Raw genomic sequence first — 19,254 nt, 5'->3', positions numbered from 1 at the left:
GGGGCGGTATCAGTTGCCCAGGATCTGACGAATCATTCGCCGGTTTTCTGCGCTTGTCCTGCGGAACCGGCGAAGCAGCTCCACCTCTTCTCCGGTCAGTTGTACCTTCTCAAGTACTTCTTCCAGCTCGGCCACCGATGCCAAAAGCTCATCACTCTTATCCAGGGCAATACCGGGAAGTTCAAGTTGCCCGTGGTCCTCGGGCTTCTCTGGTTCCCAATGCTGCATGGGTTGCGCATGTTGCATGGCCACTTACCTCGTCATCCAAACCGGGAAACCTGTCCCGATAATGCCCTGCGAAGTGAATCAATCCGGAAATGTAACGTACATATAGCTTTGCACACAATCTGCCTATACTAAAGGAGTCTTCGCAGCTCCTGGGCAACAACCAACAGGCTATTTATGGCGGCAAGAACACTGGATATCGACTCGGCATGGGAGTTGGTGCTTAGCGCAGTAAACCGCAGCAATGTGACACTGCCGTTGCCGGGAACCGACAAAGAAGCAGTAAAACTCAATGGCCACGGCGCTTGGCACCTGATGCAACCGGCCACGGGTGAAGCGAAGGATCTGCTCTCGGTGTTTCTTCCCCTGTGTCGGCCAGCGCCAGCGGATGGTCGCCCCAAAGTTATCGGCCAGCTCGGCCAGAGCCTTGATGGGCGAATTGCGACGGTGACGGGCCGCTCGCGCTTCATAAACGGCGACGATGGGATTACGCACCTGCACCGGATCCGTGCGGTATCCGATGCCGTGATCGTTGGTGCCGGCACCGCCGCCACCGACAACCCCCGTTTGACCGTGCGGCGCACCAACGGTCGCAACCCGGTACGCGTGGTTATTGATCGTCATCACCGCGTGCCGGACAGCCATCACCTGTTTACCGATGGTGCGGCCCCTACCCTGCGATTGGTGGCCGGGAGCTATGACAAAGACAGGAATCCGTCTATTGAATCCGGTGTTAGCGAAATCCCCTGTCTTGGAGATGCGGACGCCCAAGCCCCCGTGGATCCGAAGCTGATTCTTCAAGTTCTGGCGGATTTCGGGCTCAAAAAGGTGTTCGTGGAAGGCGGCGGCGTCACTGTCTCCTCGTTCCTCAACGCCGGCTTGTTGGACCGGCTTCACGTGATGGTCGCGCCCATGATCATCGGCAGTGGGAGGCCCGCCTTCTCGCTCCCGGAAATCGATTTCCTGGACGATGCGCTGCGGCCAAGAGCGCAGCTGGTCAACCTTGGCAGCGATATGCTCTTCGACCTGGATTTCTCCCGAGAGGCATAGGCCGGTTTAGCGACTGGTGAACAAAAACACCACCCCGGGCAAGCTCGAAACCAGCACCAGCGCCCCGTACCCCACACTCAGCGCCACCCCCTGCTCCGCTGGCAATCCGGCCATGGGCCAGATCAACGCTGCGGCGCCCTCCCTGATTCCCCAGCCGGCAACCGTCAGAGGTATGACCATGCTCAGAAGCAGAATACTGCCCAGGCCGACAATCAACCCTGCCTCCGCCCAGGTATCAACGTAACCCGCACCCCAGGCCAGGCAGAGAAACACCCCCAGATAGCTCGACAACACCACCAGCGAAGAACCGATCTGAACCGGCAATACTGAGCAATCCAACAACGACAGATACAGATCACTCCGAAGGCGCTGCAGGTAATCGGCAAGGCCCGCTTTCCGTGCTAGCCATGGGGCTATGGCAACAAAGAGAATGCCAACTCCAAGCCACGCCCAGCCATTCCAAAAGCCGGCAGTAAGCTGCCCCGAACCAAACAGCCACGCGATGGAAACTGCGACAACCAGCGCCAGCACCAACTGGCCCGAGAGCCGCTCGATGGCGACCCCGTGGACAGCCGCGAGACGTTTACCGGCACCCTCACCGTGGCGCCATGCCCGGTTAACATCACCAAGCACGCCACCGGGCAGAACCTGGTTCAGGAATGTCGCCAGATAGTACTCTCGCACGGCAACGCCATAGTCCAGGGACAATCCAAGCCTCTTTGAGGTGAAGCGCCAACGCCAGGCAGAGAGCAGCACCTGCACTACGGTGAGTACCAGTGCGGGTATCAGAACAAAAGGAGAAAAGCGGACAAGCTCCTGCCAGAGCGCGCTGGTATCGACAGAGCGAATCACGAATCCAATGACCAAAACCGTGATCAACCACCGGGCCACCAACCGAACCCTCTTTTGACGCACCTCCGTCAAGCCAGCTGCCCGGTTGGCAGAGCCAAAAGGTCGAGATGCCGTACGATGACGTTCAGGCAGCCCTCAGACAACTGATGGTTCCGCGTTTCCAGCCAGAGGTTCAGGCGGTCCCTGTCTCCCGGAGATTGCTCGATCGCCGCCTCGGTCCATCCCTCCATCAGCATCCGGGCCAACGCCTGATCCTCGCTGCCCAGGGTCCAGGGCGATTCCGCCAATTTTACCTGGTAACCGTCTGCATCAAGCAGCCGCTTCAGCATAATGGGAGCCTCGGGCCCAAGCGCCGCACCGGTGCCTTTGTCCCCGTGCTGATGCTGGTTCACCAGGGTTCGAATCAGCTCATCATCGGGATGACCCGGGGACAGTTCAAAATGCCCTGCGTAGCTTAGCGCGATAAGTATTGCTGAATTTCTGCTCGCCGCCGCCTGACTGAGGGCTTTCAACCAAGTCTCGGAAACAAGATCAATCAGTGCTGACGCCGTGATCAGGGACACCTCGGGGGGCAGGTGCTGCTCCATATTCTCCGATGACAATTGCACCGCGCGCGTTTCAAAGGGTACATCCAGCACATTTACCCGTTGCCGGGCCTCGCGCAGCAACGCCGCGTCCTGATCCAGAGCAAGCCAGGCTTGCGGTACCTGTAGTGCACGTACCAGAAACAGGGCGTTGGAACCACGGCCGGTGCCAATGTCGACAATCTGCATGGGGAATGAATTTCAGGCGGCAGGCTATCGTAACGGTCGAGCAGCCACCGGTTCAGTTCCGCGGTCAGTTCTATCGAGCGAGCCCGATGATCTGCCGGTTCCCGGGCTGCCAGCCATTCGCTCTCGAATTCTGAATGCTGGTGCGGGTTTGCAGGAAATCCCCTGAAGTATGCTAATGCCTCGCAAAAATCCCGGGCGGTATCGGCCCATGATCGAACCCGCCTGGATTCCCTCGCAGCCAGTTTGCGCGCATGTTCGAGCTGGTCCGGATCCTCCAGCCAGTTCCTGAGTCGGGCCTCGAGAGCCCTGATATCCCCGGCACAATACTGCACCACGCCCGGTCTGGCAGAGGTTTGCGCCAGGGCGCCGCCATCGGAGGAAATAATCGGCAGTGCTTCCGCCAACGCCTCGTCGATCACCATGCCGTAGCCCTCATAGAGCGAAGGCATGACAAAAAAGTCGGCCTGAGTGTAGAGATCGGCAAGCCCTGAGTCGTCCACTTCACCGACCAGGACAATCCTGTCTTCAAGGCCGGCCGCGGCAACCGCCCGACGGACCTGGTGGCTGTACCCCTGATCACGGCTGTCAGACCCGGCCAGTGTGCAGCGCCACGGTAGAGCCTTCAGTTCTCCCAGCGCTTCCACCAACTGATGCTGGGCCTTTCTCGGGGACAGATGGGCGACGCATAGAATGTGAGGGCCACTGCTTTCAGCGGGCTTGCTCCGGACTCGCGTTGTTTCAGCCCTGGCCACACCCGGCTCAGCAACCCGAATGGCCTCGGTCGGAACATCGTAATCCCCAAGGCGGTCGGCCGTGTGTTGACTGGTGGTAATAACGCCTTCCACGAAGCCGAGGGCCCGCTTCTCGGATTCCAGAAACCATTGCCTGTCTGCCTCGCTGAGGCCGGTTTCGTCAGCAAGCGGATGATGAACCAGCCCAAACAGAGTTAAACGTCGGGAATGCTTTTCCACGATCTCCGGCAGCCCGCCCATGGCGAGGCCATCAAGGACCACAGACGTGCCAGCAGGCAAACCTGCGAGTTTCTGATCCATCGCTTCGCGGGCGACACCGTCCGGACGCGGAAACTGCCCGGCCAAACCGCTCACCCGGGCCGTGCAACCGTCTTTGCAAAGTGCTTCTACCAGCTTACGAACATACCGGTAACCGCCGGTGTTCTGTTCCGGGTCGCCCGGAACGAGAAACTCGACCACTCCCGGTACGTCAGATTCCGGCATGGTAGCTGGCCCAGGCAATGTGAGATTCAGAGAGGGTGACTTTCAGGCTGACAATACCCTTTCCCGTCTCCCCCAATCGGCCCCCATGAATGGCCGCCGCCATCCGGTCGAACACCAGCTTCGCCATAAACTCCGTAGTGGTGTTCCGGCCTCGCAGTTCCGGTAGCTCGTCGAGGTTCTGCATGTTGAACTCTGAGAGAGCATTCTTGAGAAGCTCTGAGGCCAGGCCGATATCCACGATCAGGTCGTCCTTGTCCAGCTGGTGACGCTCGAAGGTCACATCCACCACATAAGTGGCACCATGCACTTTCTGCGCTGGGCCAAAGATCTCTCCATCGAAACTGTGGGCAATCATCATATGGTCCCGGACCGTCAAGCCGAACATAATCTCTCCTTAGCAGGTCATTTTGAATTATCAGTAAACAACGCGATGGCAGAGTGTTTCCCGGCCATCGATCAGAATCCGTGCCATGGACTTTGGCAGGTCCTCGAACCGGCACTCACCGGTAATCAGCGCATCCAGGGCATCCTCACTGAGTAGTTCCAACGCCAGCGCCAGGCGCTTGCGATAGTCCCACCTGGGAACCCGGGAGGGCACAATCTGCCCGACCTGACTGGATTTCAGGGTCAGACGACGCGGATGAAATGCAGCACCCAATGGTGCGGAGACCAACTGATCCCCGTACCAGCTCATTTCAATCAGTGTCGCCTCCTGCCCCGCCAGCCCCAGAGCGGTTTCAAGGCCCGATGGGTGGCCGCTGGCATGTATCACAAGGTCGTGATCGTCGGCGGTAGGTTCGGCACTAAAGGTCAGCCCCAGTTGTTCGGCAACGGTCTGTCTCTCCGGGTTTGTGTCGATAGCGGTAACCCGGGTGCCCGGAATGCGACTGGCCAGCCAGGCGACAAGCAGACCAACCACTCCAAGACCAACCACCGCGATTCGATCGCCGACCGCTGGCGATCCATCCCAGAGACCGTTGACGGCGGTTTCCATATTGGCAGCAAGAATCGCTCGCTCGGCGGGCAGGTCTTTCGGTAAGGGTGTGACGGCCGACGCCGGCACCCGATAATAATCCTGGTGCGGGTACAGGCAAAACACCGTTTGACCGACCAGTTCCACGGGCCCTTCAATCACCTTTCCTACGTTGGCATAGCCGTACTTCACCGGCCAGGGGAATTCACCGGCCTGGAAGGGTGCCCGCATCGCGGTGTATTCGCTTCTGGGAACACGACCGTGAAAGACCAGTGATTCGGTGCCCCGACTTATCCCCGAATAGAGGGCCTGGACCGTGACAGTCTCTCCTGCCTCCCCATCACCCGCCGGCTCCAGAGGCGTTTCCAGAATTTCGCCCTTTCCAGCGCCGGTTACCCACCAGGCCCGGGCGACGGTCTCTGTATTGGAATTCTCTGGATCACGTTGCAAAGGGAGCTCCTTTCCTGGCGTTGTTTTGCGCGGCATTGGAAACGGCCTTTCCTGCCTGAACCATCAGGTCTGAACGCGGTCAATGCTCGTAAGCACACTCATACATATCAACTATAGTCAGTGTACAGTGCGCCCGGGGTGTTTGATGCCTGCAAACCTATACGCTGGAGTTCAGTGATGGATTCTAACGGCCGTTCAGCTTCACATTGGGTCGCCCTCCCGCTGGACCTCGCCTGGGGTTTTGTCCTTGTAACCCTCTTATGTCTCGCTACAGGCTGGCTAGCCGGGCCTCCCGTTCTTTTCTATCTGCTGGCAGTCGCACTCTACCTTTGCGTCTGCGGCCTGGTTTCCCGGGCCTGGCCCGAAAACCGCGACTTCGGCTGGGCGAACCGGGCAACCCTGTTGAGGGGTTGCCTCGTGATTGTCCTCTTCGCCTTGGCTCCCTTTGCCGAACATCTGACTGACAACCTCTGGTTGTATGGCTGGATGGCACTGTTGGCACTCATTCTGGATGGCGTGGACGGAAAAGTTGCCAGGGCAACCGGCTCCGAGAGCGACTTTGGCGCCAGATTCGATATGGAGCTGGATGCCCTGTTCATCCTCGGGCTCAGTATTGCCGTGCTGGCGTTGGGAAAGGCAGGCATCTGGGTGCTTGCCCTCGGCCTGATTCGCTACGCTTTCGTTGCCGCTGGCCACTTTGCGGATTGGCTGAATGCGCCACTGCCAGACAGTTTCCGACGGAAGACGGTTTGCGTTTGGCAGATCGTTACCCTGCTCGTGGCGGTACTTCCGCCAATCAATTCGCTGTTTGCCAGCACCACCCTGGCAACCGCCCTTGCTCTGCTGGTGTGGTCGTTTTTCGTGGATATTCACTGGCTTTATCAGAGGAGACATCACCATGATGTTCAATAACCGGAAAACCATTACCCGTTCTGCCCTTGCCTTGCCTGCGGTCCTCGCATTGAGCCCTGCAGCCTCGGCCGAGCCGCAAGATTTTATCGTCGACGACGAACACTTCTCTATGTTCTTCGAGATCATGCACATTGGTTACGCCCCGGTCATGGGCATGTTCCGAGAAGTGGAGGGCCAGTTCGTTTACGACGAGGAAACCATGGAGCTGAAGTCGGGCCAACTGGTATTCCAGAGCGACAGTGTGTTCACCAATCACAAGAAGCGTGATGAACACGTTCGCAACGAGGACTTTCTCGACTCTGACGAATACCCCGAGATCACTTTCACGGTTACCGACTTTGAAACAACCGGCGAAAACACTGGCAAAGTAACGGGAGATCTGGAGCTACTTGGCCAGACACGGCCCGTGGTACTGGATGTAACTCTGAACAAATCCGACGTTTACCCCTTTGGCCACGAGGAATACACGCTCGGGATCAGCGCTTCCACCACACTGAAACGCAGTGAATGGGGTATGACCTATGGCCTGGATGGTGAAATGGTCGGCGATGAAGTCAAATTGCACTTCGGTTTCGAGGCTATTCGTGAGTCCGGCATGTTCTGATTTGTCAGTGGCGATAATGTGATTCGCTGCACAACGCGGACACATTCTGTTACAGGATCGGGCCGGATTTTTGGGCTGCGGCGCAAATCCCGTTATGTTTAGAACTACAACAATAATCAAGGGACCTGCCGCATGCCCGGTAAGGTAATTGTTCTTCTCACAATCATAACCGCCGCTGTGGTTGGCACGGGGTATCTGCTTTCCGCCGACAACCACACCCGATTCAGTTGGTCCACGAATCCGGCCAGCGACATCGGGACCGATTCTTTTCAGAGCCCAATTGAAGCAGTCCAGCCGTCGCCCGATCCCGAGCAGCAACCCGAGCCACCAACGGATAACGCCCTTGGCTTTATGCTGGCCAGTGTTGCCGATCAGTACGCTGAAGCCACACGATATCCAGCCTGGTCGGTGCCTTTAAGCCCGGAACAGGCCCGCGCCTACCGTGGCAATCACTACGAGCCGGTCAGCCTGCCTCTGGAGGGTAACGGGCAATTCACAGTCACGCTTGAAAAATACCGGTTTACAGAAGGCGAACAAATTCTTGTTGCTGCGGCCATCCAAGGCCCTCAGGTAGTTGACCGCTCTCTTTCCGCAACCCTGGAGAGACCCGAAAGCCGTGATGCCGTCGCCAGCACCACACTGGAGCAAGCCGGTTCGCCGGGTTACTTCGAGGGCGTTCTGTCCGCCAATGAGTCACCGGGGGAATACCGCCTGATCGTCGAAGCCCGGCTCGACGGCAAACCGGTTCGCCACGCCTCAACGCTGACCATCGAGCCCTACCTGGGGGACTTTGAGGGGCTGGGCGATGCCCGCGTCAGTGGCAACAACCTGATTATCCCCGTTCGGTTCTCTCCGGAAGATCCCGGCTTTTATGCGCTCTCGGCCCAGCTTTACGTCGGCCAGCGTCCGGTTGCCCAGCTGCAGGTGGAGAAACGGCTGGACAGCACTTCGGACACCATCAACCTCAGGGCCCACGGCACGGTGTTGGCGAACCAGACCGTGGACGGTCAACTTCAGCTGAAGAACCTGCAGATTCGCCAGCTCCCAGCCAGGCCAGGTGACAGAACCAACTACGCTTTCGGCCCCGACGAGGGCTACTCATTCACACCGCCGGACCTCGAGAGCCTGACCGATACCCCGGCGGTGGACCCCGAATCGGAACAACGGGCGGCGCTGCTCAGGCAGCTTGCCGACAAGTTCTGATGGCAGAGCGTGAGCTTTGCGCCGGCTGACGCCGGGCTGTACCGCCACAGAGTGGCGGAGAAACGTCTTGTGACAACAATAACTCAGCAAAGACGGAGCAACTATGAAAACAACAAAGATCGGAAGTGCCTGTAAGGCCGCCCTGGCGGTCGCCATCACCGGCAGCCTCTTTGCCGGAACCGCCCAGGCCCAACTGGCCGGGCACAATGTGATCCTGGTGCACGGCTTCCAACAGGAAGACCTGGCCAACCCTCCCGCCAACCTTCAGGAAGTGAAGAGCGCCGGTGAGGACTACTGGCGCACCTTCTGGCTCTCCCGTGCGGAGGCCCGCATCGACTGGGGCAGTGACGGGCGCGTTGAAGGTGGCATTGCCCAGCAGGCCTATGAACAGATGCGGCAGATCAGTCAGCAAGGGCTGTGCAATGACTACTGCATTGTCGTTTCCCACTCCACCGGTGATCTGGTTACGCGCTATCTGCTGGAAAACCAGGCTCGCTGGCTTCAGTCTGAGGGCCTTCAACCGCTGAAAATCCTGGCGTCCCTCGACTACTCCGGCGCAGGCGGGGGCACAGAACTGGCCAACCTGGCCTTGAGCCTTGCCTACAACGACAGCTGGTACAATTGGCCCCTCAGGGCGGCGGTCGAAGCGTTCACAGGCATTGAGCCGGAACCAGGAAAACTGGGCGTGGTAAACGACCTTCAGACCAATGCAGCGCGCAACCTGGCGGTGAGCCCGAATTCGATCCCCAGGTTGCGCTTTGTGGCCGGTGGATCGTCCTACGGCGGAATCACCAAGCCGTTCATTGCTGGTACCGACGATGGCGTGGTCCCCACCCATTCTGCCTGCGGTGCAACCTCCGCATCGGGAATTGATTCCTGCTCCTCAAGTATCAGCCTCGCGGGGAAGGTAACCAGCCAGAATGGCCCAAGTGCTCTGTACTTCAATCACTACCCGGTACTGATGAACGAGGGTGTCACCCACAGCGGTGTGCTCGGTTCCGAGACAGGCAACATCTCCGTGCCGGTGGTCAACAACACCACCCTTGGCGGCCTGCAGGTTGATTTCGCCAGCCGCACCTATAACAAGCGTGCATGGTGGCAGTGGTGGGGTTCCGGTGACCGATACATCGAAGTGCCGGGTTCGGACCAGACGGATATGTCCAATCTGGTTTACACCACCCTGAACAACTGACTGCTCCTGGACAGATCAAACCAAAGGCTCAGGGAAGAGCCTTATCCCGCCTCGGTAATTCTACCCATCTTTCCTTTTTAGTTCGCAAACTATACATTGGTTCGCTTTCCCCGTTTGATTCACTCATTGCCGGCAAGCCATAACCGATGTCTGACACCCACAAATCCGATCTTCTTCTGGTTGTTGTCACCCTGTTTGCAGCCATTAGCTGGATGTTCTCCAAAGAAGCCGTGCTGCTCATGCCCCCGTTGATGTTCATGGCCGCCAGATTTCTGATTGCTGGCACGGTCCTGGCTTTTTTCGCCCGGCGCGCGCTAATGAAGCTGAGCCTGGATCAACTCCGACGAAGCGTGGGGGTCGGCCTTGTGTTTGGCACGGCCATGACCTGCTGGGTGATGGGACTGGTTCATATTACCAGCCTGGGCGAAGGAGCTTTTCTGACCAGTCTGGGGGTTGTCATTGTTCCCATCATCGCCCGTTTGGTGTTCAAGGAGGCCCAGCCTCCGAGTACCTGGCTGGCCATTCCTATTGCCGTTGCCGGGCTTGCATTTCTATCCCTCGAAAACGGATTTCGCCCCGAAGCGGGCCAGATCTTCTTTGTTATAGCCGCGACGATCTTCGCTCTGTATTTCAATCTCAATACCCGGGCGGCCAATCAGAGAACGGTTATCAACCGGCAGGGCAAGACTGTAGAGAAACATCGAGTGCCAGCCCTGCCCCTGACAGCCATTGCCCTGCTCACCGTAGGTATGCTGACGCTGATCGAATCCATGATTATGGAACCCTGGCGGCCTACCCTGAATAACCTCTCACCAATGCTGGTATGGTGGGTGGTGGCCAGTGCCGTGATTGGAACGGCCGGCCGCTTCCTGCTTCAGACACTGGCCCAGAGCCTGTCGGCAAACAGCCATGGCGTCGTGATTCTGGTGCTGGAACCAGTGTGGGTTGCCCTTTTCGCGGCAGGTTGGTTTGGCGAGACCATGACCAGCATTCAACTGGCCGGCTGTGGCCTGATCTTCGCCGCATTGATCGTCAACCGCTGGGCAGTTTTGAGCAAACTGATCAAAGAGAAACTACGGAATCGGAAAACCGCATAAAAGAGGTTGACCGGCATCGGCTGAATCAGTATATTTCGTCCCCGTTGCAGGACACAGGACCATAGCTCAGTTGGTTAGAGCGCTACCTTGACATGGTAGAGGTCCCCAGTTCGAATCTGGGTGGTCCTACCAATCCTGCGAAGAAAGTCAGCTACTTACATCTGCTGTAAGAACTGGCTTTTTTTGTGCCTGAAACAAAATTCGGCGCCAGAAACACCAGCTATTCGGTTGCACTCCTCAACCCTGAGAACATCACCCCCGTTCTCAAAAGCTCCCTGAATGTTGTTTCACCGCTCTCGACCTTCGCCATTCCATCATCCAGCATCATCTGTTGGCCCCGATCATTCAGGGCTTGACGCAGGCTATGCTCATCTTCGTGCTTGAGAATCCTTGCATAATCTTCCTCTGTCAGTTGCCAGACGTCGAATATGCCCATCCGCCCCTTGTAACCAAGGTTGTTACAGCTGGGGCACCCTGTGGGCAGCCAGGTGGCTTCGGGTACCTCACGGCCCGCATCCAAAAGCCATTGCTTGGTTATTTCGTCAGGCTGACCCTTGGTGCGGCATTCCTTGCAAAGCCTGCGAACAAGTCTCTGTGAAGCCACGATGCCGAGGTTGGCCGCAATCTCGTAGTCGTCGAGCCCGAGGTTCCGCAGTGAAGTGACAGTGCCAACGGCATCACGACTGTGCAGCGTGGCCATCATGGATCGGCCGCTGGTTGCAACGCTAATGGCGGCTTGGGCTGAGGGAACGTCGCGAATCTCACCTATCAAGACATAGTCCGGGTCGAGGCGAAGCATTGCCTGGGTGCCACGGGTAAAGTCGAGTTCGTGGGAGCTATCAACCTGCACCTGATTAATGCCCGGAACTTCGTATTCAACGGGGTCTTCCAACGTCACTACATGACTGTCGCTTAGTTTGAGTTCATGCAACAGGGCATAGAGCGTTGTGGTCTTGCCGCTTCCGGTTGGACCAGACACCAGGAACATGCCTCCTGTTGCATCCATCCAACGCTGGATCCATCCAATACCCTCGGACGGTATGCCAAGTTCCTGGATATTCTGGACTGAAGCTGGCGGCGTCAGTACCCTGATTGCCAGCTTGTCCCCCGACACACAAGGGATGGACGTGACCCTGAGATCAAGATCGATTTCATCGAGGGTGTAGACAAAGCTTCCCTCATTACAGCGGACGGAGGGAATAGGATCGAGGCTGGCCATAGCCTTGAACTGGTTGACCAGGCGACGCCCCTGATCGTATGACACTTCTACCGCGTCAACGATGATACCGTCGATACGCAGCCTCACCCTGTAGTGATCTGGAAAGGGATCGAGATGAAGGTCCGTTGCCCTCGCTGAGACAGCGTCCGAGAGAAGCGCATCGGCTTCCAGTGTTTCCGGAGCCTCGTCATCATCCGCTATCAATTGGCAGAACTCGACCAGGAGGTGGTCTCTGAGGTGACGCTCAAATCGACGGTGGGCACTGCTTTTTTCACTCATGGAGGGCTCCTTGGGAGGATTTGTTCCCTGAGTGTAGCAAACGGGTTTACAGGCCCTTATTGAGAGCGTGACTGGTCAACGAAAATCAACTCTTCCAGATCGAAGCCCTCTGCCCTGGCCCGATCCTTGAATGACTCTATCGCCTTTTCGCTGACTTCCGGCGTACGTGAGAGGAACCAGAGATAGCCCCTGTTGTGCCCGGTCACGTAGGCATGGGAATACGCTTCTTTATCAAGCTCAAACACAACGTAAGTTGCATAAAAGGGCCCGAAGAAGGATACCTTCAGGTGCCCAGTGTTTTCATCCTCGACAAACACCGCACGGCCATCGGCTTCTTCCCATTTCCCTTCCTCCGCGTTATAGCCACGGTTAATGACTTTTATGCTGCCATCTTCGTTACGGCTGTATTCCGCGCGAACATTGGTGAGACCGCGCTCAAAGGAATGGTCCAGGCGGGCAATTTCGTACCAGGTACCCAGGTAGCGGTCACTCTCGAAACCGGTGACCGGCTCAATGTCCTCGGGAAGACCGGTACAGCCAGCGACAGCAATAAGCCCGACTAGCAAGGACCATCTTTTGACAACGGCTATCATCTCGAACGCTCCGTTTTCGAATATCAGAAACGACAAGGGCCAGCAGTTGCTGGCCCTTGTTTCATACTTTGTAGAAGTCCCGATACCAGTCTACAAACCTGGCAATGCCTTCCTCTACGGGCGTGGCCGGTTTATAGCCGACGTCTTCGATCAGATCATCGACATTGGCGTAGGTGGCGGGTACGTCCCCGGGCTGCAGTGGCAGCAGGTTTTTCTCGGCTTTCTTGCCAACCCGCTCCTCGATAATCTCGATAAACCGAGAAAGCTCCACCGGGTTGTTACTGCCGATGTTGTACAAGCGATAAGGGGCCTTACTGGTACCTGGATCGGGGGTTGAACCACTCCACTGATCGTTCGGTTCGGCAACGTGATCCAGGGTCCGGATCACGCCTTCAACGATGTCGTCGATGTAGGTGAAATCCCGGCGGTGATGGCCATGGTTAAAGACGTCGATGGGTTCTCCGGCGAGGATCTTCTTGGTGAAGATAAACAACGCCATATCCGGCCGGCCCCAGGGACCATAGACCGTGAAGAATCTGAGGCCTGTGGTGGGCAGGTTATACAGGTGGCTGTATGTGTGGGCCATGAGCTCATTCGCCTTCTTGGAGGCGGCATAGAGGCTCAGAGGGTGATCCACGTTGTCGTGAATCGAGAAAGGCATGGTCTCGTTGGCACCATACACCGAGCTGCTGGATGCATATACGAGGTGTTTCACCTTGTTGTGCCGGCAACCCTCAAGGATATTCATGAAGCCAACAAGGTTGGCATCAACGTAAGCGTGAGGATTCTCAATGGAATATCGCACACCCGCCTGGGCCGCCAGGTGCACTACCCGCTCAGGCTTGTGCTCGGCGAAAAGGGCTTCCATGGCGGCGCGGTCAGCCACATCCTGACGGACTTCGGTAAAACCAGCTTTGTCGGTCAGGCGTTTCAGCCGCGCTTCCTTCAGGTTCACATCGTAGTAGTCGTTGACGTTATCAACCCCAATAACTTCATCGCCCCGGTCAAGCAGGCGATGAGCCAGGTGTGAACCGATAAAGCCGGCCGTGCCGGTAACAAGAATCTTCACGTGTCTCTCCCTGAAATGAATGCCGGACTCAGAAGGATACGCCTGCGCTCACGAACGGCCCGCCAATCTCAACATTCAGGCGGTCGCTGTCGTCCTCGTAATCAATGGACATCTGACGATAGCCCGCTCGGAACTGGATCAATGAGATCTCGTACTGACCGTAGGCGTTGAAATCGTGCAGCGAATCGCCGTCGAAGCTGATGAAGTTTCCCTCGGCTCCCACGGACAGGCCAGTCAGCGGCAGATCAAATCGTGCTGCCAGATAGCCCATCGGGATAACTGCGTCGACGCTGGTCTCGCTTGATGCCAACCCATTCGCTTGCTGCACGATCAGATCGCCGGAAAAATCGCGAGCGGTCAGACCAAGATCGAGATTTACCCAGTTATCCAGAACTTCGTAATAAAGGGTCAGATCCAGCTGTTCCAGATCCAGATCGGACTGCACCTCGCCCGAGACGCCGTCGAAGCCGGCGAGACCAACATCGCCACGGCCACTCTGTTCAACCAACGTGTAATTGAGTCGAACATTAGGCAATAGCGGCACGGGATGCTCCAGATACAACGAAGCATTGGCGTTCGAGTCGCTGTCGAGATTCAGATCGTTCTCAACGTCCACAACGTCATTGTTGGTGGCAGCCTTCCCGGAAAGATCAGAATCCCAGTAACTCACACTGGCACCCAGACCAACCACATCTGCCTGTGACAGAGGCGCCACCAGGATCAGTGAACCACCTACAGCAAGCATCAGTTTACGCATGACACACCTTCTATCTGTTGTTTGTTTCTATCAGTCGAACTGGATTCCCAAACGGCGACCGACTTCCTCATAGGTTTCAATAACCTCGCCCAGACCTTGCCTGAAGCGATCCTTATCCATTTTCTTGCGGGTTTCCTTGTCCCAGATCCGGCAACCGTCCGGGCTGAATTCATCGCCCAACACGATCTTCCCTTCGCTGCGCCCGAACTCAAGTTTATAGTCCACGAGCAGCATACCAGCATCATTGAACAGGGCCTTGAGCACGTCATTTACCCGGTAGGTAAGTGCTTTCATCTGCTCCAGTTCGTCGGCTGACGCCCAACCAAAACTGACGGCCAGGGATTCGTTGACCATGGGGTCGTGGAGCGCGTCGTTCTTCAAAAACAGTTCGTAGGTGGGCGGATTCAGTTCCTGCCCTTCTTCGACGCCAAGCCGACGGCAGAGACTGCCAGCGGAGACGTTGCGAACCACGCATTCAACCGGGATCATGTCCAGTTTCTTCACGAGCGATTCGGTCGACGACAAGAGTCCCTCGAAATGGGTCGGTACGCCCGCCGCCTCGAGTTTTTCCATAATGAACGCATTGAACTTGTTGTTCACCATGCCCTTGCGATTAAGCTGTTCCTTTTTCTCGCCGTCGAAGGCGGATGTGTCGTCACGGAACACCAGCACGAACCGCTCGGGGTCGTCGGTACGGTAGACGGATTTAGCCTTGCCGGCGTAGAGTTCTTCGCGTTTTTCCATTGGGGGTCTCCGAAAAGCGGCCGCCCTGAGCGGCCTCTTCCTGAATCAGTATAGGTAATCGAATAGTTGCGCGAGCAGATCCGCCGTCGTGCGGCTGCCAGTGTAGTCCGGAACCTCGTCGGCAGAGATGACAATGGCGTCGCTCTGCTGGCTGAGGTTTACAGTGTGGGTATGCTGCGGCGCCTCTTTATCACTGAACCAGCTGAACCAACCCGGATCCCGCTCGTCTTCGGTCCGGAAATCGACATGGAACCAACCCTCACTGCGGTTCAGATCAACAACAGGAATGCCCGAGTCTGTCAGCGCCCGGCTTACTTCAGCCCAGGAACGACCATAATCAAGCTCCATGCGGATCGAGACCGCCTCATCGTTTTCCGAGATCAGGCGAACAAGCGGATCGCTAACCATGCCGGATGCTGCTCGGGAAAAGGACTTGGTTTCCTCCCGGGCCCTGAGAAAATCTCCCAGGTCTGACAACAGGCGTCGCTGAAGCTCCAACGCCTGCTCCGAAGGGTCGGACACACCGCTCCAGGGGATCAGTTCGTCTGGCTGATCCGCCACTTCCAGTTTGCGCACCTGCACTTCGGTGGTCTTACGACGAACGCCGGGAGCCATACGCAGCTGGAGGACGACTTTCTGTTCGCCAGCAGACGGATTATCGGAAAGCTCCACCAGTTCCCTGGCGCGCTTGCTGAAGTTGGCAAGCTCAGTCTGCAGGAGGCCGAGCTGGGGGCTGTCAAAACCAACGCCCAGGCCACGCTCCGACAGGTAGCTGTTCACCGCGGGCCAGATTCGTCCGGGCACATCGTTCACCAATAGCCAAAGCCGGCCATCGAGCTCTTCAATCACATAGTTTTCATCCAGGATGTCCGAGGTCATGTCCGGCGGACGCGGTATATCGGACGGGTACATCTTGCTGGCATCGGCCGGCTGGACATCACGGATTGGCATGGTCTGGCTGAAACGGGAATCGTCGGCGGTTGGAGGCAGTTCCAGCGGCTTCCCTTCCGTCGCATTTACGTAGCGCTCGGAACGATCTTCAACAAAGCTGCATCCTGAAGCTGCTGCGAGAAGCAGCAGCCCGGATACCATAACAGCGGGTTTCAACATCAGGTTACTACCGGTTCCTTTTAGAACCTGCATCAGGTTACTCCGGGGCTGGGATGATTTAAGCAAACTCAGAGTACACCTGAGGCCTTGAGGGCATCTTCCACTTCGCTATGGAACTTTTCGCTGAGCGGTGTCAGCGGCAGGCGGATGCCCTCCCCGATCATTCCCATTCGGTGAAGCGCCCATTTAACCGGAATCGGGTTCGCCTCAAGGAACAGCTTCCGGTTGAGCGGCATGAGCAGTTCGTTCAGACGCTCGGTCTCTTCGCGGTTTCCTGCTACGGCCGCTTCGCAGAGCTGGGCCATGGCTTTCGGAGCTACGTTGGCAGTCACAGAGACGTTGCCTTTGGCACCCGCGAGCATCAACTCAGCCGCGGTGGCGTCATCACCGGAGTAAACCGCAAGACGGCCATTCAAGGCTTCGATCAGTTCAGCACCGCGGGGAATATTGCCCGTGGCGTCCTTGATACCCACGATGTTCGGGATATCAGCAAGCCGCAGCACGGTCTCGTTCAGCATGTCGCAGGCAGTCCGGCCGGGCACGTTGTACAGCATCTGGTTCATGCCGGGGACGGCTTCGGCGATGGCTTTGAAATGCTGGTACAGGCCTTCCTGGGTCGGCTTGTTGTAGTAGGGAACAACGAGCAGACAGGCATCGGCGCCAAGCTTATGGGCTTCGGCCGTCAGTTCAATGGCCTCACGGGTACTGTTACCGCCCGTGCCCGCAATAACCGGGATGCGACCATTAACGCGTTTGATGATGTGGCCAATGGTCTGGCAATGCTCTTCCGGGTCGAGCGTTGCGGATTCGCCAGTGGTGCCCACAGCCACAATGCCGTGCGTGCCGTTTTCAATATGAAAGTCTACCAGCTTGTCCAGATCCTCCCAGTGAATATCACCGTTTGGATGCATGGGCGTGACCAGTGCGACAAGGCTACCCGTAATCATAAAAGCTCCGTCCGAATAAAACCGATATGGTAATGTTGGGCACGAACTGACACAAGGGAATTAAAGGAGATGTCATGCCATCCGTTGAGTTAAACAAACCCGTTCCGGATTTTGAAGCGCCGGCTACCGGAGATCAGACCATAAGGCTGGACAATCTGAAGGGTCAGAATGTGGTGATTTACTTCTATCCGAAGGACAACACCCCTGGCTGCACCACCGAGGGCCAGGACTTCCGGGATCGGATGAAACAGTTCGAAGAGCTGGACACGGTTATTCTTGGAGTATCCAGGGACGGCCTGAAAGCCCACGAGAACTTCCGGGCCAAGCATGAGTTTCCCTTCCACCTGATTTCAGACAAGGACGAAGCCCTCTGCAACCTCTTTAACGTGATCAAGCTGAAAAAGCTCTACGGCAAGGAGTACATGGGCGTCGACCGCAGCACCTTCCTGATTGATAAGGACGGCGTGTTGAGAGCGGAATGGCGTGGCGTGAAGGTCAAAGGCCACGCGGACGAGGTTCTGGAGGCCGTACAGGCGCTTTAAGCGCCTGTCAGGTGTCGCTGGTTTCGGCCAGGGGCGCAGACTCCTTCACCGGCCAGGCGGCAAATACGGCCTTGAGCATGGTTGCCAGCGGAATAGCAAAGAAAACACCCCACAAGCCCCAGATGCCTCCGAAGAACAATACTGCAACGATAATGGCGACCGGGTGCAGATTGTTAACTTCCGAGAAGAGAATCGGAACCAGGACGTTACCATCCAGCGCCTGAATAACACCGTACACCACCATCACCCAGATAAATTGGCTGCCCCAGCCGAAGGCAAACAGTGCAATCACCGCAACAGGGATGGTGACAACAGCGGCACCAATGTAGGGAATAACAACGCTCAGCCCCACCAGCAGGGAAAGCAACGCAGCGTAGGGCATGCCCAGTAACTTGAAGGCAATGTAGGTGGCGCCCCCCACGATCAGGATCTCAACCGCCTTGCCGCGCACGTAATTGGCACACTGGAGGTTCACCTCGTGCCAAATCTGCAGCATCATCGGACGCTGGGGTGGCAAAAGCCGGGCAATGGAATTCAGCAGCACTGCCCTGTCCTTCAAGAAGAAGAACACCAGAATCGGTACCAGCACCATGTAAATCAGTAACGCCACAAGGTCCGGAATGCTGGACAGCGAGAACGACACCAGCCATTGGGTCATGTGCCCCACTTCGGTACTCACCTGGCTGTAGACGGTGCTGACAGCCTCTCCAGAGATCAGGTGGGGATATTGTTCCGGCAGCAGCTCAAGATAGGATTGGAGCTCCCGGATGATACGCGGTGCTTCACCTGCCAGGTTACTCAGCTGCGTCCAGATCAGCGGAAGCAGGCCAAACAGGAAGCCGACCAGTACGCCGAGGAAAACCAGGAACACGCCAATGATCGAAACCGTCTCAGGCACGCCGAGCTTGTTGAGCTTGGTAACCAGGCCCTGCAGAATAAAGGCGACAATGAGCGAGGCAATGGCCGGCGCAAGCATGGCACCGAACCAGATAACAAAGACGGTTCCTGTCACCAGAATCAAGAACAGGATGACCGCTTCTTCATCCGAGAAGTATTTGTGCGCGAGACCGCGTAATGTCCTGATCATTTACAGCTCCGAATTCTTAACCGCCGCACTTTATCACAAACCGGTACTGCCCGGCGGTTTCGGAACTGCTCATTAGCTTGTGATCAGACAGTTGCAGAAAGGCCGGAATATCCCGTGCGGAACCCGCGTCTGTTGCGATCACCTCGAGTTCTTCACCGGGCGCCATGCTGTTAAGCTCCAGTTTTGTTTTCAGCAAAGGCATCGGGCAGCGCAACCCGGAGGCGTCAAGCGTTCGATCAACCATACTAGCGATACACTCTCGCGAAAATTATAAGCGGATTTAACAAGCGGGCATTATGCCGACAGTGATAATGTATTGCATCACAATCCTCTTCAAGCAG

22 protein-coding genes and 1 tRNA gene are annotated in these 19,254 nt (G+C 57.0%); 8 read left to right on the top strand and 15 right to left on the bottom strand.

The genetic code is table 11. The features are described 5' to 3' along the window. Positions 1-9 precede the first annotated feature (9 nt). Positions 10-246: a hypothetical protein gene (locus tag ABNF92_RS19260; protein ID WP_349343038.1), complete on the bottom strand. Its 237-nt coding sequence runs from the start codon at positions 244-246 to the stop codon at positions 10-12. Positions 247-402: 156 nt separating this feature from the next. On the opposite strand from ABNF92_RS19260, the gene ABNF92_RS19255 reads away from it, so the two are divergent. After that, entirely contained in the window at positions 403-1,275 is an 873-nt protein-coding gene (locus ABNF92_RS19255; protein WP_349343037.1) for a RibD family protein, read from the top strand. A gap of 6 nt (positions 1,276-1,281) precedes the next feature. On the opposite strand, the gene ABNF92_RS19250 is transcribed toward ABNF92_RS19255, so the two are convergent. The 5 genes from ABNF92_RS19250 to ABNF92_RS19230 are packed head-to-tail and all read right to left on the bottom strand — an operon-like array spanning position 1,282 to position 5,558. Beyond that, positions 1,282-2,166, bottom strand: a complete 885-nt coding sequence (locus ABNF92_RS19250; RefSeq protein WP_349343036.1) for a lysylphosphatidylglycerol synthase transmembrane domain-containing protein — start codon at positions 2,164-2,166, stop codon at positions 1,282-1,284. A gap of 29 nt (positions 2,167-2,195) precedes the next feature. Continuing rightward, positions 2,196-2,795: a hypothetical protein gene (locus ABNF92_RS19245; protein ID WP_349343035.1), complete on the bottom strand. Its 600-nt coding sequence runs from the start codon at positions 2,793-2,795 to the stop codon at positions 2,196-2,198. Further along, positions 2,768-4,135 carry a glycosyltransferase family 4 protein gene (locus ABNF92_RS19240; RefSeq protein WP_349343034.1) on the bottom strand — a complete coding sequence of 456 codons (1,368 nt, stop codon included), beginning with the start codon at positions 4,133-4,135 and terminating at the stop codon, positions 2,768-2,770. Before ABNF92_RS19240 ends, ABNF92_RS19245 begins: the two co-directional genes overlap by 28 nt. Next, positions 4,122-4,520 (bottom strand): 6-carboxytetrahydropterin synthase, encoded by a 399-nt coding sequence (locus tag ABNF92_RS19235; protein WP_349343033.1) that lies wholly within the window; start codon positions 4,518-4,520, stop codon positions 4,122-4,124. The genes ABNF92_RS19240 and ABNF92_RS19235 overlap by 14 nt, the downstream gene beginning before the upstream one ends. Positions 4,521-4,550: 30 nt before the next feature. After that, the gene (locus ABNF92_RS19230) at positions 4,551-5,558 is read right to left on the bottom strand and encodes a zinc-binding alcohol dehydrogenase (RefSeq protein ID WP_349343032.1); all 1,008 of its coding nucleotides are present in this window, start codon (positions 5,556-5,558) and stop codon (positions 4,551-4,553) included. 177 nt (positions 5,559-5,735) lie between these two features. Here ABNF92_RS19230 and ABNF92_RS19225 point away from each other — a divergent pair, with 177 nt between their 5' ends. The 6 genes from ABNF92_RS19225 (at position 5,736) to ABNF92_RS19200 (ending at position 10,698) form a co-directional block, all read left to right on the top strand. Next, positions 5,736-6,470, top strand: a complete 735-nt coding sequence (locus tag ABNF92_RS19225; RefSeq protein ID WP_349343031.1) for a CDP-alcohol phosphatidyltransferase family protein — start codon at positions 5,736-5,738, stop codon at positions 6,468-6,470. Beyond that, positions 6,457-7,074: a YceI family protein gene (locus tag ABNF92_RS19220; protein ID WP_153633517.1), complete on the top strand. Its 618-nt coding sequence runs from the start codon at positions 6,457-6,459 to the stop codon at positions 7,072-7,074. The genes ABNF92_RS19225 and ABNF92_RS19220 overlap by 14 nt, the downstream gene beginning before the upstream one ends. A gap of 132 nt (positions 7,075-7,206) precedes the next feature. Beyond that, entirely contained in the window at positions 7,207-8,277 is a 1,071-nt protein-coding gene (locus ABNF92_RS19215) for a hypothetical protein (RefSeq protein WP_349343030.1), read from the top strand. A gap of 103 nt (positions 8,278-8,380) precedes the next feature. Continuing rightward, positions 8,381-9,469, top strand: coding sequence for a hypothetical protein (locus tag ABNF92_RS19210; RefSeq protein WP_349343029.1), 1,089 nt, complete (start codon positions 8,381-8,383; stop codon positions 9,467-9,469). A gap of 146 nt (positions 9,470-9,615) precedes the next feature. After that, on the top strand, positions 9,616-10,566 hold the full coding sequence (locus ABNF92_RS19205; protein ID WP_349343028.1) for an EamA family transporter: 951 nt from the start codon (positions 9,616-9,618) through the stop codon (positions 10,564-10,566). 55 nt (positions 10,567-10,621) lie between these two features. Beyond that, positions 10,622-10,698: transfer RNA gene (locus ABNF92_RS19200), tRNA-Val, on the top strand. Positions 10,699-10,786: 88 nt separating this feature from the next. Here ABNF92_RS19200 and ABNF92_RS19195 read toward each other — a convergent pair. The 7 genes from ABNF92_RS19195 to dapA all read right to left on the bottom strand — a co-directional run bounded on the left by ABNF92_RS19195 (position 10,787) and on the right by dapA (position 17,284). Then, positions 10,787-12,064 (bottom strand): GspE/PulE family protein, encoded by a 1,278-nt coding sequence (locus ABNF92_RS19195; protein ID WP_349343027.1) that lies wholly within the window; start codon positions 12,062-12,064, stop codon positions 10,787-10,789. A gap of 56 nt (positions 12,065-12,120) precedes the next feature. Continuing rightward, positions 12,121-12,657, bottom strand: a complete 537-nt coding sequence (locus tag ABNF92_RS19190) for a lipocalin family protein (protein ID WP_349343026.1) — start codon at positions 12,655-12,657, stop codon at positions 12,121-12,123. 61 nt (positions 12,658-12,718) lie between these two features. Then, a complete protein-coding gene (locus ABNF92_RS19185; RefSeq protein ID WP_349343025.1) occupies positions 12,719-13,726 on the bottom strand; it encodes an NAD-dependent epimerase in 1,008 nt (335 codons plus the stop codon). Positions 13,727-13,754: 28 nt separating this feature from the next. After that, a complete protein-coding gene (locus tag ABNF92_RS19180) occupies positions 13,755-14,483 on the bottom strand; it encodes a TIGR04219 family outer membrane beta-barrel protein (protein ID WP_349343024.1) in 729 nt (242 codons plus the stop codon). A 30-nt stretch (positions 14,484-14,513) separates the two neighbouring features. Beyond that, complete coding sequence (gene purC, locus ABNF92_RS19175; protein WP_349343023.1) at positions 14,514-15,227, bottom strand: phosphoribosylaminoimidazolesuccinocarboxamide synthase; 714 nt, start codon at positions 15,225-15,227, stop codon at positions 14,514-14,516. 45 nt (positions 15,228-15,272) lie between these two features. Beyond that, positions 15,273-16,370: an outer membrane protein assembly factor BamC gene (bamC, locus tag ABNF92_RS19170; protein ID WP_349343022.1), complete on the bottom strand. Its 1,098-nt coding sequence runs from the start codon at positions 16,368-16,370 to the stop codon at positions 15,273-15,275. 35 nt (positions 16,371-16,405) lie between these two features. Continuing rightward, positions 16,406-17,284: a 4-hydroxy-tetrahydrodipicolinate synthase gene (gene dapA / locus ABNF92_RS19165; RefSeq protein ID WP_136631902.1), complete on the bottom strand. Its 879-nt coding sequence runs from the start codon at positions 17,282-17,284 to the stop codon at positions 16,406-16,408. A 74-nt stretch (positions 17,285-17,358) separates the two neighbouring features. On the opposite strand from dapA, the gene ABNF92_RS19160 reads away from it, so the two are divergent. After that, complete coding sequence (locus tag ABNF92_RS19160) at positions 17,359-17,826, top strand: peroxiredoxin (RefSeq protein ID WP_069183430.1); 468 nt, start codon at positions 17,359-17,361, stop codon at positions 17,824-17,826. Positions 17,827-17,833: 7 nt separating this feature from the next. On the opposite strand, the gene ABNF92_RS19155 is transcribed toward ABNF92_RS19160, so the two are convergent. After that, positions 17,834-18,913, bottom strand: a complete 1,080-nt coding sequence (locus tag ABNF92_RS19155) for an AI-2E family transporter (RefSeq protein ID WP_069183429.1) — start codon at positions 18,911-18,913, stop codon at positions 17,834-17,836. A 16-nt stretch (positions 18,914-18,929) separates the two neighbouring features. After that, on the bottom strand, positions 18,930-19,157 hold the full coding sequence (locus tag ABNF92_RS19150) for a sulfurtransferase TusA family protein (RefSeq protein ID WP_069183428.1): 228 nt from the start codon (positions 19,155-19,157) through the stop codon (positions 18,930-18,932). Positions 19,158-19,254 lie beyond the last annotated feature (97 nt).

Source organism: Marinobacter sp. MMG032, assembly GCF_040112695.1.
GTDB lineage: Bacteria > Pseudomonadota > Gammaproteobacteria > Pseudomonadales > Oleiphilaceae > Marinobacter > Marinobacter salsuginis.
The sequence above is the reverse complement of the archived record's forward strand: the minus strand, read 5'-3'. Positions and strand labels throughout refer to the sequence as shown.